The 15059-nt window shown below is 56.8% G+C and carries 12 protein-coding genes; 2 read left to right on the top strand and 10 right to left on the bottom strand.

Annotated features, from left to right (window positions below):
- Positions 1-43: 43 nt before the first annotated feature.
- From ACZA91_RS13215 to trxA, 8 genes are all read right to left on the bottom strand, one after another.
- A complete protein-coding gene (locus ACZA91_RS13215) occupies positions 44-283 on the bottom strand; it encodes a Nif11-like leader peptide family natural product precursor (RefSeq protein ID WP_099532175.1) in 240 nt (79 codons plus the stop codon).
- Positions 284-379: 96 nt separating this feature from the next.
- Positions 380-982: a pentapeptide repeat-containing protein gene (locus ACZA91_RS13210; RefSeq protein ID WP_463182615.1), complete on the bottom strand. Its 603-nt coding sequence runs from the start codon at positions 980-982 to the stop codon at positions 380-382.
- A 495-nt stretch (positions 983-1477) separates the two neighbouring features.
- A complete protein-coding gene (locus ACZA91_RS13205) occupies positions 1478-2344 on the bottom strand; it encodes a PP2C family protein-serine/threonine phosphatase (RefSeq protein WP_099532174.1) in 867 nt (288 codons plus the stop codon).
- Between the two features lie 152 nt (positions 2345-2496).
- Complete coding sequence (locus ACZA91_RS13200) at positions 2497-4179, bottom strand: ABC1 kinase family protein (protein WP_347343107.1); 1683 nt, start codon at positions 4177-4179, stop codon at positions 2497-2499.
- A 28-nt stretch (positions 4180-4207) separates the two neighbouring features.
- Positions 4208-4531 (bottom strand): DUF6825 family protein, encoded by a 324-nt coding sequence (locus tag ACZA91_RS13195; protein ID WP_099532172.1) that lies wholly within the window; start codon positions 4529-4531, stop codon positions 4208-4210.
- Positions 4532-4814: 283 nt separating this feature from the next.
- The gene (locus ACZA91_RS13190; RefSeq protein ID WP_463182610.1) at positions 4815-5660 is read right to left on the bottom strand and encodes a hypothetical protein; all 846 of its coding nucleotides are present in this window, start codon (positions 5658-5660) and stop codon (positions 4815-4817) included.
- Positions 5661-5789: 129 nt separating this feature from the next.
- Positions 5790-8600, bottom strand: a complete 2811-nt coding sequence (locus ACZA91_RS13185; protein ID WP_463182608.1) for a CBS domain-containing protein — start codon at positions 8598-8600, stop codon at positions 5790-5792.
- A 95-nt stretch (positions 8601-8695) separates the two neighbouring features.
- Positions 8696-9013: a thioredoxin gene (gene trxA, locus ACZA91_RS13180; protein WP_099532169.1), complete on the bottom strand. Its 318-nt coding sequence runs from the start codon at positions 9011-9013 to the stop codon at positions 8696-8698.
- Positions 9014-9639: 626 nt separating this feature from the next.
- On the opposite strand from trxA, the gene ACZA91_RS13175 reads away from it, so the two are divergent.
- Complete coding sequence (locus ACZA91_RS13175; protein WP_463182605.1) at positions 9640-10887, top strand: competence/damage-inducible protein A; 1248 nt, start codon at positions 9640-9642, stop codon at positions 10885-10887.
- On the opposite strand, the gene ACZA91_RS13170 is transcribed toward ACZA91_RS13175, so the two are convergent.
- Complete coding sequence (locus tag ACZA91_RS13170) at positions 10882-11571, bottom strand: metal-binding protein (protein ID WP_463182603.1); 690 nt, start codon at positions 11569-11571, stop codon at positions 10882-10884. The two genes, ACZA91_RS13175 and ACZA91_RS13170, sit on opposite strands and share 6 nt — an antisense overlap.
- Before the next feature lie 719 nt (positions 11572-12290).
- Between ACZA91_RS13170 and ACZA91_RS13165 the strand changes: the two genes are divergently transcribed.
- Positions 12291-14258, top strand: coding sequence for a sensor histidine kinase (locus tag ACZA91_RS13165; RefSeq protein WP_463182601.1), 1968 nt, complete (start codon positions 12291-12293; stop codon positions 14256-14258).
- A gap of 13 nt (positions 14259-14271) precedes the next feature.
- Here ACZA91_RS13165 and bioD read toward each other — a convergent pair whose 3' ends face one another.
- A complete protein-coding gene (gene bioD / locus ACZA91_RS13160) occupies positions 14272-14979 on the bottom strand; it encodes a dethiobiotin synthase (protein ID WP_463182598.1) in 708 nt (235 codons plus the stop codon).
- Positions 14980-15059 lie beyond the last annotated feature (80 nt).

The following is a 15059-nucleotide window of genomic DNA, read 5'->3' as shown; positions in this document are numbered from 1 at the left end:
ATTGAGTCATTTGCTGGGTTTGAGCTACAGCAAAAGTCGATCGCTAGCGTTCAATCCAGGGCACGGTGCGCAACCATTCCCACACGCCCGTATGTCTTCGTTGGGTCACATTTTGGCTATGTTCTGCAACGGCCATTTTCAAATCCTCAGGGCTAAATTCATAGCCCAACCGACAGGCCACATCGGCAAATTCTTGGGGCGTTTTCACAGACTTGAAATATTGTCGAATTTGTTCGCTTTGGGCAGCGGCAATTAAGAAGCGATCGGCATTGTCGATAGACATAACTCAGCACCGAAAAGACACCAAAATGGATGACCCTTGAGGCCTCTGGAACACACCTTTGGAAACCACCCGAGGGAAAGACCCGAGAGAAAAACCTTAGGGACAAAACAACGTGTCGCGCGTGGCCCGGCCCGTCACTGGATTCACCCCATCCGCCACCGCACAAAGCTTGTCTAAGGTGTCCGATCGCAACAACACATCGGTAAAGTCCGCTCCCGTGATTTTGACACCGGGAATATTAATGCTGGCGGCGAAGGCTCCTTCTAACACCGCGTTGGTCAAATTTGCATTGACTAACCGGGCTGAATCAAGGGTGGAATTTCGTAAGTTTGCACCGCTCAAATCTGCTGATTCTAAGTTTGCGGCAAAGAAGCGAACCCCTTCAAGATTAGCGTTATGAAAGTTTGCTTCCCGCAGATTGGCTTTGGTGAAGTCATCATCGCGGAGATCCTGATTGGAAAAGTCTGCGCCCACCAACGAGAATCGGTTGTAATTTTCTGCCCAAGCGGGTTCCGCCAATCCACACCAACTAGCCAGCAAGGTTAGCCCCAAACTCAATGCCAGCAGTGGCAGCACAACCCATCGCCGCCAAGCCCGACGAATTGCAGGGGCGATCGCCCTGACTCGATCGGGATGAGCATCAAGGTTTTTAGGCTGAGTTCTGTCGGCTTGCGTCATTTGCACAGGAATTTTTAACATCACTGAAAACTCCCAAGTTCAATCTCTATGTACAAGATTCTGCCTTTCATGAATTATTCACAACGACCAAAATCAAAGGTTTCAAGCATTAATCTCGAATCAGAGATTTGAGCCATGAAATACCAACTTAGACTTGGTTTGCACTATGCAGGCAGCTTCTAGGAGATTATCAAACCTAGGGATCAGAAACCAAGCTTAAATTAATCAAAGAATTGTGACTCGATCGCCCTCAACATGCCAAGGGAAACTAAACGGTCTCAATCTCAGATCAGCGACTCATCGCCACCAATCTTTGCTTGAAGACACCCGATCGCTAGACTGCAAACGGAGGATGATTCACGTAACAGCGATCAGTAGCGATCAGTAGCGATCAACTCAGGATTAATGCAGGATCATTCACCCAGGCGAATCAATTTGATGATCATCTCGCTAGAGCAATTGACTTGAAAACAATTCACTCAGGTTCATTCGCCGAGGGTCAGCAACTCAGAGCAATTAACTCAGGGGTGCAAGCTCCGGTGGAAAATCATCATCCGTTGGGAAAGGCAGGGTTTCATCAATCATGCCCTCGGACGGTTCATCGTCCACGGGGCCAAGGGGAATAAACTCCTCTTCTTCATCTTCTTCAGTGCTTTCGCTAGCCACAAGCACAACGGTGATGTTGTCACGACCGCCGCGATCTTTGGCCGACTGCACCAGACGTTCCACCAACTGATCGAGCTGGTGGGCCGAAGGCATTTGGCAAAGATGATGCAAGATTTCGGAGTCGGATAATTCCTCCGTGAGACCGTCACTACAGAGCAGCAGTTGATCCCCCAATCGGAACTCAAGGGGATAAATTTCCACTAGCTCCAGCTCTCGCCGTCCCAGGCATTGCATCAACACATGTCGCCAGGGGTGCGATCGGGCCTGTTCTTGGCTCAGGTCGCCGCTTTCAACGGCCCGGGCCACCCAGGTGTGATCTTTGGTCAGTTGCAATAGGTGTTGCTCCCGCGATCGATAGAGGCGCGAGTCACCCACATGCACCTGCCACCACTGATCATCGCGATGCATGATCGCCACGATTGTCGTGCCCATTTCGGCCCGTTCCGGATGGCGCACTTGGTCATCCAAGATGGCATCGTTGGCTTTCTCGATCGCCACTTCCAACAGGGCCGGCGAAGAAGCCTCTGATTCCCAAGCTTGCAGGATCACTTGGCTAACCACTTCAATCGCAATGCGGCTAGCTTCCTGTCCGCCCGCATGGCCGCCCATTCCATCCGCAACGATGAATAACCGACCTTCAGGATCGACAAACAAATTATCTTGATTGACACTTCGCAGCATTCCGCGATCGGTCAATCCCGAGGCTCGAAACTTCATGGGCGAACGGGACGGGGGTAGAACAGGGGCAATCAGGATTGGCAGCCAACCGAACGCTGAGCGCGGGTGGCAGCGATCGCGGTCTATCGAGCTTGGTTTGCCATGGAGCGCGTCAGAGAATAAGGGGTGTCACCCCTCAAACCCCTAGAGCTTTAGAACATCTTCTCATAGCGATCCATCCGCCGCAGCAAGCGCAAGAGGGCGATCGCGGGGAGGAGGCCGATGCCACCGGGAATCACTGCAAACCATCCGTATCCTGTGCCCACCAAGATGGCACTACAGAGGGCAAAGCTACCAGTCAGGATTGAGTAATTGGTGGCTACTTGGGCGTTGCTCAGACGACGCAATACGCGATCAGTTTCCGTGGCCCGCACTCGCAAGCGCAGGTCACCCCGATCGAGCTTTTCGATCGTGTCATCAATGCGACGCGGCAAACCCAAGGCCGTTGAACTCATTTGCGCTGCCTGGCGACCTAACTCGCCCAGCAAGTCTCCGGCAGCCTCCGGTTGATTTCCATTCATCAGTTGCATCGCGTAGGGTTTAGCGACCTCCATAAAATTAAACTCAGGATCTAGGCCCTTGCCTACCCCTTCCAAGGTTGAAAATGCCCGCATCACGAAGGTAAATGTCGCCGGGAACCGAAAAGGCTGGCCGTAGGCGATTTCATACAGATCATCGCTGATGGCTGTCACGGACTGGGTTTCAAAGGGTTTGTCCATGAAGTTGTCCAGCATGTACTGGATCGATCGGCGGACGGGCCCCGTGTCTCCGGTCGGTTGCAGCGCCCCCAGCGCAATCAGGGAGTTCATCACCCGCTCACCATTCTTTTGGGCAATGCCAAAGAAGGTTTCCATTAACCCCGTGCGCACATTGGCATTAATCTGCCCCATCATCCCGAAGTCATAGAAAATCAGCGATCCATCTGGACTCACCGCCAAGTTGCCCGGGTGGGGATCCGCATGGAAAAAGCCCCCTTCGAGGATTTGCTCCAGGTAGGCCCTGGCTCCTAGCTCGGCCAGGGTCGATCGATCAAGGCCTGCCGCTTCCAGGGCCTCGTAGTGGCTGATTTTGATGCCGGGGACATATTCCAAAACAATCGTCCGAGGTGAGCAATAGCGCCAAAAAACCTTGGGTACACGCACCCAATCCGCATGGCGAAAGTTCCGCCGGAAGCGATCGGCATTGCGTCCTTCGTTTAGATAATCAATTTCCTCGTACAAAATCCGGCAGCATTCTTCATAGATGCCCAACCAATCCCGACCGGGGCCCCAACGGGGATGGTTTTGGAAATAGCGAGCAATGCCCTTCAGAATGGCCAAATCAATTTGGAACAGCTTTTTCAGGCCCGGGCGCTGCACCTTCACCACCACTTCTTCGCCCGATCGCAGTTGAGCCTTATGAACTTGGCCCAAACTGGCGGCCGCCAGAGGAATGGGGTCAAAGCTCTGGAAAAGTTCCTGCACCGGCTTGCCCAAGTCTTGGCGAACGATCGCTTCCACTTGGTCATAGCCAAAGGCCGGTACGCGGTCTTGCAGCTTCGACAGTTCCTCCACATATTCCGCAGGGAACAGGTCAGCGCGCGTCGAAAACAGTTGACCCACTTTGATGAACGTGGGCCCCAACTGGAGCAGCGTATCGCGCACCCAAATGGCCTGTTGGCGGCGGCGGGCCTTTTGTTTGGCCTCCGTCATGCCTCCGCGATAGCTCCAGGGCTTGGTATCAATCCAAAGCCACAACAGCCAAAGGGTGACAAAAGTCCAGATATCAATAAAGCGGCGGGGGCGGGAGTACCGCTCGCGGTTCCATCGGTAAGCTTTGCTGTCGTACGTTTTCACCCTCGACTCCGTGCGGTGCGTCTCGACTCTAGCTTGGGTTGGCTTCGCTGCGGTATTGCTTAATCTCTGACCTGAGGCGGGCAATTTCGGCTCGCAGATCATCGAGTTCAGCTTGCACATCGTCGCCGCCGGAAGCGCTGCTGCTGCTGGTGCGTCCGTTGGTGGCGGCGGCTTCGGCCTGTTGGGCCCTGGCCAGGGCCTCTTCAACCAGTTGGCGCAGGTTTTCCCGCTGTTCGGCATCGAACTTCCCAAGCTCGCTCAACCAATCGGTGGCAGTTCGCTCGATTTGTTCGTTTACCACTTCAGCGATCGCGCGACCAACAAAGAAGGCATGGACAAGCGGGTTACTCATGAAACTCGCGGGTGAAAGTACTGGGAAGGCGATCGGGGATCAGGAGGTCAAGCGTTAGTTGAGAGCTAGGGTGCGCGCATAATCGCTTTTAGGCAATGCCGGAGCGGGCTACCGCGACCGCTCTGAATTATAGCGTGGTGGTTTTGGGCTGGCAGGTTTGGCATGAGCAGTTTAGGACTGGCTGGGGATTCGCGCCTGCGGCTTAGTCAGGGATCAAGATCAGGGATCAAGATCAAGATCAAGATCAAGGGCGCAGAACTCGCAGCCAGGGTATGCCATGCCCTTAGGGGGTGTTGCTGCTGTCTGGGGCGGAACCACTGCCAGCGCTGCCCCCGTTGCTAGCACCGGATGCCCCGCCGCTGGCTGGGGCGCTGGAGCTGCCACCGCTGGGGCGACGCTCAACGGCGGCTGGCTCCGGCGCGGGGCGGCGCTCTGTGGTCGGTCGGCGTTCTGTGACGGGTCGCGGCTCGGGGTTGGCGGGGCGATCGGGCGCGGGGCGGGTTTCTGAGGGGGCTGAGTTAGTGGCCGGTTCGGGGGTGCTGGTTCCCGACGGTGAGCGATCGACCGTTGAACCGCGATCGCCCGAACTGGAGCGATCAGGGCGATCGGGACGATCGGTTGCTGGGTTGGCCGTGCCCGAATTGCCACCGGAGGGATCTACCAGCGGTGTGCTGTCGGTCGGTGGCGCGTTGCCATCAGGATTATCCGAAGGGCTGGGGCTGGCCAGGGGCGCGCGATCGGCGCTGGACTCCGCTGGTCGAGGGTTGTTGCGCACGGGCCGCTCGATCGGGGCAATGCGTTGGCTGCGAATCGCCGCTGAACTATCCCGGTGAGGATGGCTGCGAATTTGCTGCAGCACTAGGTCAGGAATGCTGGGATCGGCTGGATCCAACTCCTGTTCAGCGGTTTTGGAGACCGGCCAACCTTCACGCGGCGGGAAGGACTGCTCTTCTCCCGCCAACCAGTTCAGGATTGGGGGGGACTCGAACCGAATGCCGAAGAGGTTCATTTCGCCGGATCGCACAACGGCCACCGCTCCCGCGCCAAGCATGGAAGCACAGGCAGCGGTAACCAAAAACAAGGGAGCAATCCAGCGGCTTCGTTGCGGTTGGGGAGAAGAAGGGTTCAAAGCAAACCTCGGGGCATCGGAGAGGGGTGGATGCCGCTTCAACTCTTAAGAATAAGTCAAGAGTTTTTCTTTCGTAAAGATTCACAACAATTGCGGCCCTGGCCCTGGGTTGCGATCGCCCCCGAAGCCTCAGCCCACCGGACTTTGTGGCGGATAGTGGGTTTTCACCCAAGTGATCGCTTCGGTGCGATCGCCCACCAGCCGATCCAAACAGGCTCCCCGCAACTGGCCCAAAATTTCTCGAAATTGCTTACCCGGTGCATAGCCCAACTGTTGCAGATCCTTGCCATTCAAAGGGCTGGTCACTTGGCTCAGGCGGGTGAGGTATTGCCAAATTTGCCGCCGTGTCACCCGATCGCTGTGGAGACTGACCAACAAAAGCAGCGGCCGGCTCCAGGATTCCAAGACCCGCACTTGGTCGCTGGGGCGATCGCATTGGGCCAATTTTGCGGGCAAGGTGGTTTCCGCGATCGCCAGTTGCTCCAGCCGTTGAATGCTGGCTTCGGTGAGTTGTAGGCGGCGTGCCACCTCAGCTCGATCGCCCGGGGCCAAGCTGGCCAACAGGGTTTCCAGCAACAGTTCCCAACGATGGAGACCTGCCACCGCCCGATCGTCCCCCCAAGCCAACACCCCTGCCGCCCAAACCCAGGCCACCCACCGCACCGCCTGCCGAAGCGATCGGGTCAGTTTCAGCGTAGGGTGAATGCAACGTAAGGCCTCCAGGCGATCGAGCAAATCCAGGGCCGGCAACCAAAAATCCGTCTGCAAAATATATTTCAGCTCGGCTTTCAAACGGGTTTCCAGGGCAGGTTGACGGCGCTGCCCCTCCAGCGGCGACAGTTGAGCCATGGCATAGCGGATGTAGCGTTCTGTTTGGGTTTCGATCGTGAATCCCAACTTGACCGCAAATCGCACCGCTCGATAGATCCGCGTGGGATCTTCAATGAAGCTGTTGGCATGGAGCACCCGCACCAGCCGATCGCCCAAATCCACCATGCCCCCAAAAAAGTCCAGCACCTCACCGGGATTGGGTTCCGTCAGCCGCACCGCCAACGCATTCACCGTAAAATCGCGCCGATACAAATCCTGTTGAATAGAACTGGCTTCCACTTCCGGATTCGCCGCTGGATAGGGATAAAACTCCGTGCGCGCCGTGGCAATGTCCACCCACAGGGAATCGAACAGCGGATCTCGATGCCACAACAGGGCGGCCGTTTGAAATTGCCCATGGACTTGTAGGCGCACCCCGGGATAGTCCTGGGCCAGAGCTTGGGCCAAGCCCACAGCGGCTCCGGTGTCTGGCGCGATGGCTGCTGAGTCCTCTGGAGGATGCGCCCGGGGTTGATGGCAACCATCCACCACCAAGTCCAAATCTGACAGGTGCAGCGCCTGGGCCGCGTCACTCAGGAGCAAATCGCGCACCCCACCGCCCACCAGGTACAGTTGCCAGCCCTTGGCCTGGGCCAAAGCCGCTGCCCGATCGAGCAGTTGTCGCAAGGATGGAGTGAGCCGCGACAGCAGGGGGCAAAAATTCCCGATCGCCTCGATCGGGTCTGACAAGGCATGGGTGGGCTGCTGCTGTCGATCGCGATGGAACCGGCGCAACACATCGGTACGGGTCACAATCCCCACCAGTTGCCCCCGATCGAGCACCGGGAGCCGGCCAATGTCATAGGTCACCATCAGGGCCTCGATGGCCGCTAGGGTCGTTTCCGGAGCGATGGTTTTGAGCTGGGTGGTCATGTAGCCCTTGACGGGGGCATGGTGAAACCCGTGGTGCAGCGCAATGTCCAAATCTCGCCGGGACACAATCCCCACCAACTGCCCACCCCGATCGACCACGGACAGGCCGGAATGGCCATAGCGCAACAAAATCCGCTGGGCTTCGTCGATCGAGGTTTCCGGCAAAATCGTCCGCACGGGTGAGGACATCAAATCCCGCGCGATAGGGGGATGGGGCAACTGAGCCGCAAAGGCCGCCATCAGTGATTTCAGCAAGGTCGCCGCCGGTTCGATCGGCTCCGCTGGCTCTGAATCCCAATGCACCGTACCCGCTGCCGCTTGGGCATGGCCACCCCCCCAAGGAGCCAACAATGCTCCCCAGTCCGGGCCCACCAACCGTGATCGCCCCACCAGAGACAGCCGCTGGCCACGAGATCCCTCTCGGGTGCTGTAGAGCGTGCCCAACAGCAAACTATCGGCCCCGATCGTGTCCACCAACCGCGAAGCCACCGTTGAAAGACCGGGCACGTATTGATCCGCCGTCAGCAACACCCAGGTTAAGCGGGCCCCGGCCACCACTTGGGTTTGTTCCGGGTGGCCATGCACCTGGTCGATCGCTTCGGCCAACAGCCGTTGCAACAGGGGCGACAAACTCGGATCCAAATAGGTGGCAATGGCGCTAACGCTGGCTCCTTGGGCCATTAACCAAGCCAGGGCCGCCGCATCCCGCGCCGTTGCGGTTTCATAGGTCAAAGATCCGGAATCCACATGGATCCCCAAGGCCATCACCGTTGCCTCAGCCGGTGTGAGGGGCCGCTGCAAGTCGCCAGCCCGCTGCAATTGTTCCACCATCAGGGTGGTGGTGGCCCCCACCGCTTCGATTTGTTGTTGGGTGGCGGGAATATCTCCCACCGCACCCAAATGATGGTCATAGAGGGCGATCGAGTTTAGCTGGGGCAAGTCCAGCCATTCCGCCAACTTCCCCAGTCGATCGCGCTGTTGGGTATCCACCACCACGAGCGATCGAATCCGCTTCGGATCCACCGATCGCCGCTCAATCAAAGGATACTCATCACGATGGAGCGCCAAAAACGCCTGCACTCCCGGATGCACGCCACCCGCCAGCACAATTTTGGCCCCCGGGTGCAGGCAGGCCCAGCCCACCGCCGCCCCCAGGGCATCAAAATCCACCGTCATGTGGCACAACACGAGATCCATTGATTGCAGCCCATCCCGAAATCGTTATTGGCCCTGATGATTGCCCCTTTGGTTATGGGCCCCTCTAGCTCAGTTTGCGTCCTAAAGTTTGCGCCCTAAAGTTTGCGCTCTAAGTGGGCAATGAGCTGATCCGCCTTCATAAACCCTTCGATTCGATCGATCGCCTGGCCATCCTTAAACAAAATCAGCGTCGGCAAGGCTGTCACCTGGTGTTGAGTTGCCAAATCCGGGTAGCGATCGGCATCAATCTTCACCACTTGCAGGTGATCATGCAGCCGCACGCTCACCTCCTCCAACACTGGCGACAACAGTTGGCAAGGGCCGCACCAAGTGGCATAAAAGTCCACAAGAACGGGTTTTTCAGCTTCCTGAATCATGGCATCAAAACTCGTGAATTCCTTCGATGTCGCCATAGCTCTCCTCCTGAGGCAGGGGTAATTATTTAGAGAAAATCCCAATGATCGCAATGATTGGTGATCGCAAGTCCCAAGCAAACCCAGTCGATCGCCACTCCATTTCTGGGTCAAATTGGCCAAGATTGATCGAGTGGTTCTCAATTTCTCATTTCAATTTCTCATTTAAGATGAAATCGCGAAAAAACCGAGAGAACATCGGCTTGAAATGGCTTGGAACCTAAAAATTTCAGCGCTACAATGGAACCGATTTGCCCCTGTTGATCGAGGGCTAATCAAGCTTAGACTGAGAATTAATCATTCACGCGATTCGTTCGCAATCAATTAAGGCGAAAATTTGAGAGCAAAGCCGAGGGCCAGAGCATTTGACCGTCTTGCTCCAATCATGATCAGACCCATGATCAGGCAAGGGGTTTAAACCCCTTGTCCTACCCCTTGGCCCAGCACTTGTTCCATCCCTTGTTTTGCCCCTTGTCCCACGATCTGTTAAGGGCAAAGTCCGAGACGATGATGATTGACGGATGAGCCTGATCAATTAGGTCTGATCAGTTGAGACTGACTCAGTGTCGCCTTGATGGTTGAATGGTTCGGTGATCCTCGTTTGATCCTGTGCGGAGCTTGGCACAATGACCCCCAGCGCTGAAATTATTTGTGTCGGCACTGAGCTGTTGCTTGGCGACATTCTCAATGGTAATGCTCAGTTTTTGGCCCAACAACTGGCGGCATTGGGCATTCCCCACTATTACCAAACGGTGGTTGGCGACAATCCCCAACGCCTGCAACGGGCGATCGCCACCGCTTGCCAACGATCGCGCATTTTGCTGTTTACGGGTGGCCTGGGCCCCACGCCCGATGACCTAACCACCGAAACGATCGCCCAGTTTTTCGATGTGCCCCTGGTGGAGCATCCGGCCGTCATTGCCGACATTGAACAAAAATTTGCCCAGCGCGGCCGCACCATGGTTCCCAGCAATCGCAAGCAGGCTCTGCTGCCGGCCGGCGCAGCCATTTTGACCAACCGAGTGGGCACGGCTCCGGGCATGATTTGGCAACCGGTTCCGGAGTTGTTGTTGATGACCTTTCCCGGTGTGCCCAGCGAAATGCGCACCATGTGGGCGGAAGTGGCCGTGCCTTACCTGCGAGATCACGGGTGGTCGCGCCAAACGATCGTCTCCCAAACCCTGAAGTTTTGGGGCATTTCCGAATCGGCCTTGGCGGAACGGGTTGCGGACTATTTAGCCAGTTCGGAGCCAACGGTGGCTCCCTATGCCAACCGAGGATCGGTGAAGTTGCGGGTGTCGGCCTGTGGAGCAACGGCGGCCGAAGCCCTGGCCAAAATTGAGCCGATGGTGGCGCAAATTCGCGATCGGGTGGGGCCCGATTGCTATGGCTTGGATCAGGATACGTTGCCGATCGTGGTGGGTCGATCGCTCCAAGACCGAGGCGAAACCCTGGCGGTGGCGGAGTCCTGCACCGGTGGCGGCTTGGGGCAGTTGCTGACGGCGGTGGCCGGCAGCTCCGCCTACTTCCTCGGTGGCATCATTGCCTACGACAACCGAATCAAAACAGCCCTGTTGGGGGTTTCGGCGGAAACGTTGGATCGCTTCGGAGCCGTCAGCCATGAAACAGCCAAGGAAATGGCGATCGGGGCACGAGATCGCCTCGGCAGCACTTGGGCCATCAGCATCACTGGGGTAGCCGGGCCCGGCGGCGGCAGCGAGGCAAAGCCCGTGGGCCTGGTTTATGCGGGCATTGCCGGGCCCGATGGGGTCACCACCCATGAAATGCGCCTCGGAATCCAGCGCGATCGGGAATGGATTCGCCACGTGAGCGCCTGCACCGCTTTGGATTTCCTGCGTCGCCGCTGGCTATGAGGTTGGCCGGCTTGTTGTCCGTTTAGTCCGCTTAGGTTGGAGGTTGCGAGTTGGGCCGCTGCGCGATCGACGGTTGCGAGTTGGTTGGCGAGATGGGGTGCGAGTACCGGGCGATCGACCTCGGGCTTGGCTGGTCGATCGCTTGGCCCGGCGGGCGCGTCGCTTTTGCCAAGAGCTGAGATGATCCGTTGCAATATGAGACAGGGCCCCCACCTCCAGCCCCACAAAACCCGCCACCAAAAACGGGAATTGATCAACCCACAGCCATTGACCGATCGCCCGGGTTTGGGCCAAGGTGACCGCCTCAAAGCTGGCATAGCGATCGGCCCCACCCAACAGGGAAAACCCGATCGCCGCCAATCCCAACAGCAGCAACCATCCCAGCCCCAGGGCGATCACCAAATACAGCACCCGTAAGGTCGTGCCAATCAGCGGCCCGTGAGACCAGGTGGAGCGGTGGCGAATCAGTTTTTGGTAAGGAATCCAAATGATACGCAGCGGGCCCCAACGTTGGAATGGGTGCGATCGAATATCCAGGTCTGGGCTGAGCCAATAGCCCCCCACCACACAGCCGATCGCGCTCGCAGCCGCCAACCCGAAATCCGTCGTCACCCCCAATCCCACCAAGAACCAAATCCCGGCCGTGTTGATCGTGATTCGATCGTGAACCAATCCGGCAGCCATAGGGGCAGGGCACAAATGCTGATAACGAGAGCAATATCTAAAAAAGCTGATCAACCAAAATCAGGCTGATCCACACCAGCCATCGAACCAGCCATCGAACCAGCCATAAAGCCAGTTATTGAACCGAAACTAGGCCCATCTTGAGCCACAGGAGCCAGCCCTGGCAAGCGATCGGGCAGCGGATCGCGCTTCTTGCCATTAAACGCGATTAAAACTCCGCACAGAATTACGCTGTGCTTATGAATTCAGCATCTGAAATTTGAAAATTGTAATCAAGTCAATTATTTATTAAAACTTATTCTCAATTAGGATGAAGATCAGGGTGTCAATCGCTACAGCCGCCAGCGGGTCACTCACTGGCTCTCGGGGCGGTGACCTGATTCGTTGCCCCCAAACCATGGCCCCATCACCAATTTTTGACCGTTGGCCCCACTAACCCCCACCCGCGATCGCCCCCTACCGGGATGGATCCAATCAGCAAGTTTTTGATCGTGAAGAAGTTACCGTCAAGCGCCACGCGTTGGCCAGAGCGTTTTTGGAGGCTGTTCCACCTCCGTCAAGCCCCCGCCCCTTCCACCTCGGAGCCAATCGATCGCTGGAGCGATGGGCCCACACAAGCCACCGAATGGTTGACCACCACCCCAGTCCACCCCCCGTTTCAAAACACCCACCTCAACACCCACCTCACCCCCACTCCCTTGACACCCTCTTGCTTAATCATGCCTGCCGCTGCTCGTCGAACCGATGGGCCGGGATCTGCGCCACCCCCACCCCCTGCCCCATCACTAACGCCTGTTCCCTATCGTCGTTACGGGCCCGTTGCCATTGCCTTGTTGGTGGGAGTGGGTCTGTCGGCCTGGGCGGCCAACTGGGCGGCCGATCGGGACTTGGCCCAAGCCCGCGCCCAACTGCAACAGCAAACCCAACAATTGGGCAACAATCTCCGTGATGATTTAGAACAAATTACCCGCACCACCCGCGCCGGGGCTTTGATGTTCGATCGCCGTCGCCCCGCCTCGGCCGCCGAATTTCAATCCATCAGCCAAAACCTTTTGTCCGACGTGGCCAACACGGCTGATACGGCCTGGATTCAGGCCGATCCCCAAACGGGGCCCTATGTTCAATTTCAACTGGGGCAAGGCATTCAGTCCCTTGGCGGTCGGCAACCCGGTCAGCGAGCAACCATCCCCCCAGCCCTCAACAGTTGGCTGAAGCGGGCCCAGTCCTTTCAGCGGCCCTTGACGATGATTGTGTCCAATCCGGATCCTCGACTGCTGACGGTGCAGGGAACCGACCAGGGTTGGTTTGTGACCCAAACGGAAATTACCCGATCGCTCCACCTCACCCGTGGACAAACGGGCGTGTTGGATTTGGATATTTTCCTGTTCGATCGCCCGGTGGATTATTTGCAATCCCAGTTAGCCAATCCCAGTAGCTTCGATCGCATCCTCCCGATCGCTAGCACAGCCCCTTGGACTGTTGGGGCCCAGCAGGCCTTGCGTTGTCCTTGGAAAGGCCCTTGGGATATTTGCACCCAATCCATTAACGTGGGCGATCGGGAAATGTCCCTGCTCGTTTTGCCCCATCAAATTTTTTCGCCCTTCCTGTTTCCTAACAGCATCGCGGCCTTTCTCGTGGGCTTAAGCCTCACCGCCAGCATTGCCGCCTATCTTTTCAACAATATTCGGCGAGTGGTGGTGCAAGAATCGCTCCTTAACCAAGTGATTTACAGCAACCAACAGCTTCAGGAATCTCGCTTGGCCCTGCAAGATCGCACTGAAGATTTAGAAACGGCCCTTCAAGAACTGCAAGAAGCCCAAGCCCACCTCATCCAAAGCGAAAAACTATCTAGCTTAGGGCAATTGGTGGCCGGAATCGCCCACGAAATTAATAATCCCGTGAGCTTTGTCCATGGCAATTTGCATCACGCTTCGGAATATGCCACGGAACTTTTAGAAGCCGTAATTGCTTACCAAGAGAGGATCGATCGCCACAACCAGCAATATTCCAAAACCCCTCATTTCGTCCCGATCGCCCATCCCGAGACCCTTGATTTAGATTACATTGCCGATGATTTTCCCAAGCTGCTTACCTCCATGCGCGTGGGAACCAATCGAATTCGGGAAATTGTGAAATCCCTCAGAATCTATTCCCACGTCACCACCGAAGCCAAGGAACCGGCCAGCCTCCACGAGTCCATCGATCGGGTTTTGATGATCTTGAGCCATCGGATTCAGGAGCTAAAACCCGATCTCAATATCATTCGTCAAAATGGCTCTTTACCTGCCATTGACTGCACGATCGGGCAAATTGATCAGGTTCTAATTAATCTGTTGGTCAATGCCATTGATGCGATCGAAGAACGCTGGCAAACGGCTCCCCCGGCCCAAGAATTACCCACCCTGACGATCACGACCCAAACCCTCAATTTGTCTTGGATCAAAATTGAAATTACCGACAACGGTATTGGTATGAATGAAGTGACCCGCGCCAAATTATTTGACCCGTTCTATACCACCAAGCCCGTTGGCAAAGGCACAGGATTGGGCATGGCGATCGCCTATCAAATTATTGTGGAGCGTCACTATGGCTCGATCGACTGTCGATCGATTCCCCACCACGGCACAACCTTTGAAATTAAACTGCCAATCACCAGAGACATCGCCAGCGCCGCCACTTCTGCCTGATTGATCAGCCACTTCAATAGGGGCTGATACCCAATGGCTCCAGGTTCAGGTGTGCCGCCGCTGCGGCCAGGGCCGTGCGATCGCGCCAATTGTCCACATGGGGCAAATAGCCCAGCACCGGCACATGGGTCAGGCTTTCAATCAGGCCGATGGGGGCCAAAGCTTCTCGATCGGCCGCGCTCACGGCCGTCACTTCATTCAGCACAATGCCCCGCAGCGGAATTTGGAATTGACGAGCCAGGGCCACATTCGCCACCGTTTGGGCGATCGCCCCCAACTTGACCGGCACCACCAACACCAACGGCAACCGCCAAGCGGCCACCACATCCGCAAAGGTCAACTCCCAAGTGACCGGCGACCCCAAGCCTCCGGCCCCTTCAATCAAAATGAAGGAGCGATCGCTCTGGAGGGTTTGCAAAGCTTGCCAGGCCAAGGCCAGGTCGATCGTTTTGCCTTCCCGTTCCGCCGCGATCGGGGGAGCCAAGGGAGCCTGTAGCCGAATGGGATTAAAGGATTCGGGGCTTTGATGCAAATCCGCAAACAATTCCCCATAAATTTCCCGATCGCCCTCCCCGGACTGCACCGGTTTCAGCAGGCCCAAGGCCCCTTGTTTCTGACAATGCTGCTGCCAATAGGCCGCCAATGCCAGCACAAAGACCGTTTTGCCCACTTCCGTATCGCTCCCCGCGATCGCCAGTTGCTGCGGTCGTCTTTCACTCATCCCATTCTCCTGTTGGTTTAGCGCGCTTCCATCGGCTTCAGCACTACTCAGGCCGATCGCCCTGCCGCTTCTTGCTCCAA

The sequence above is a fragment of the Limnothrix sp. CMB-01 genome (assembly GCF_055193175.1).
The sequence above is the reverse complement of the archived record's forward strand: the minus strand, read 5'-3'. Positions and strand labels throughout refer to the sequence as shown.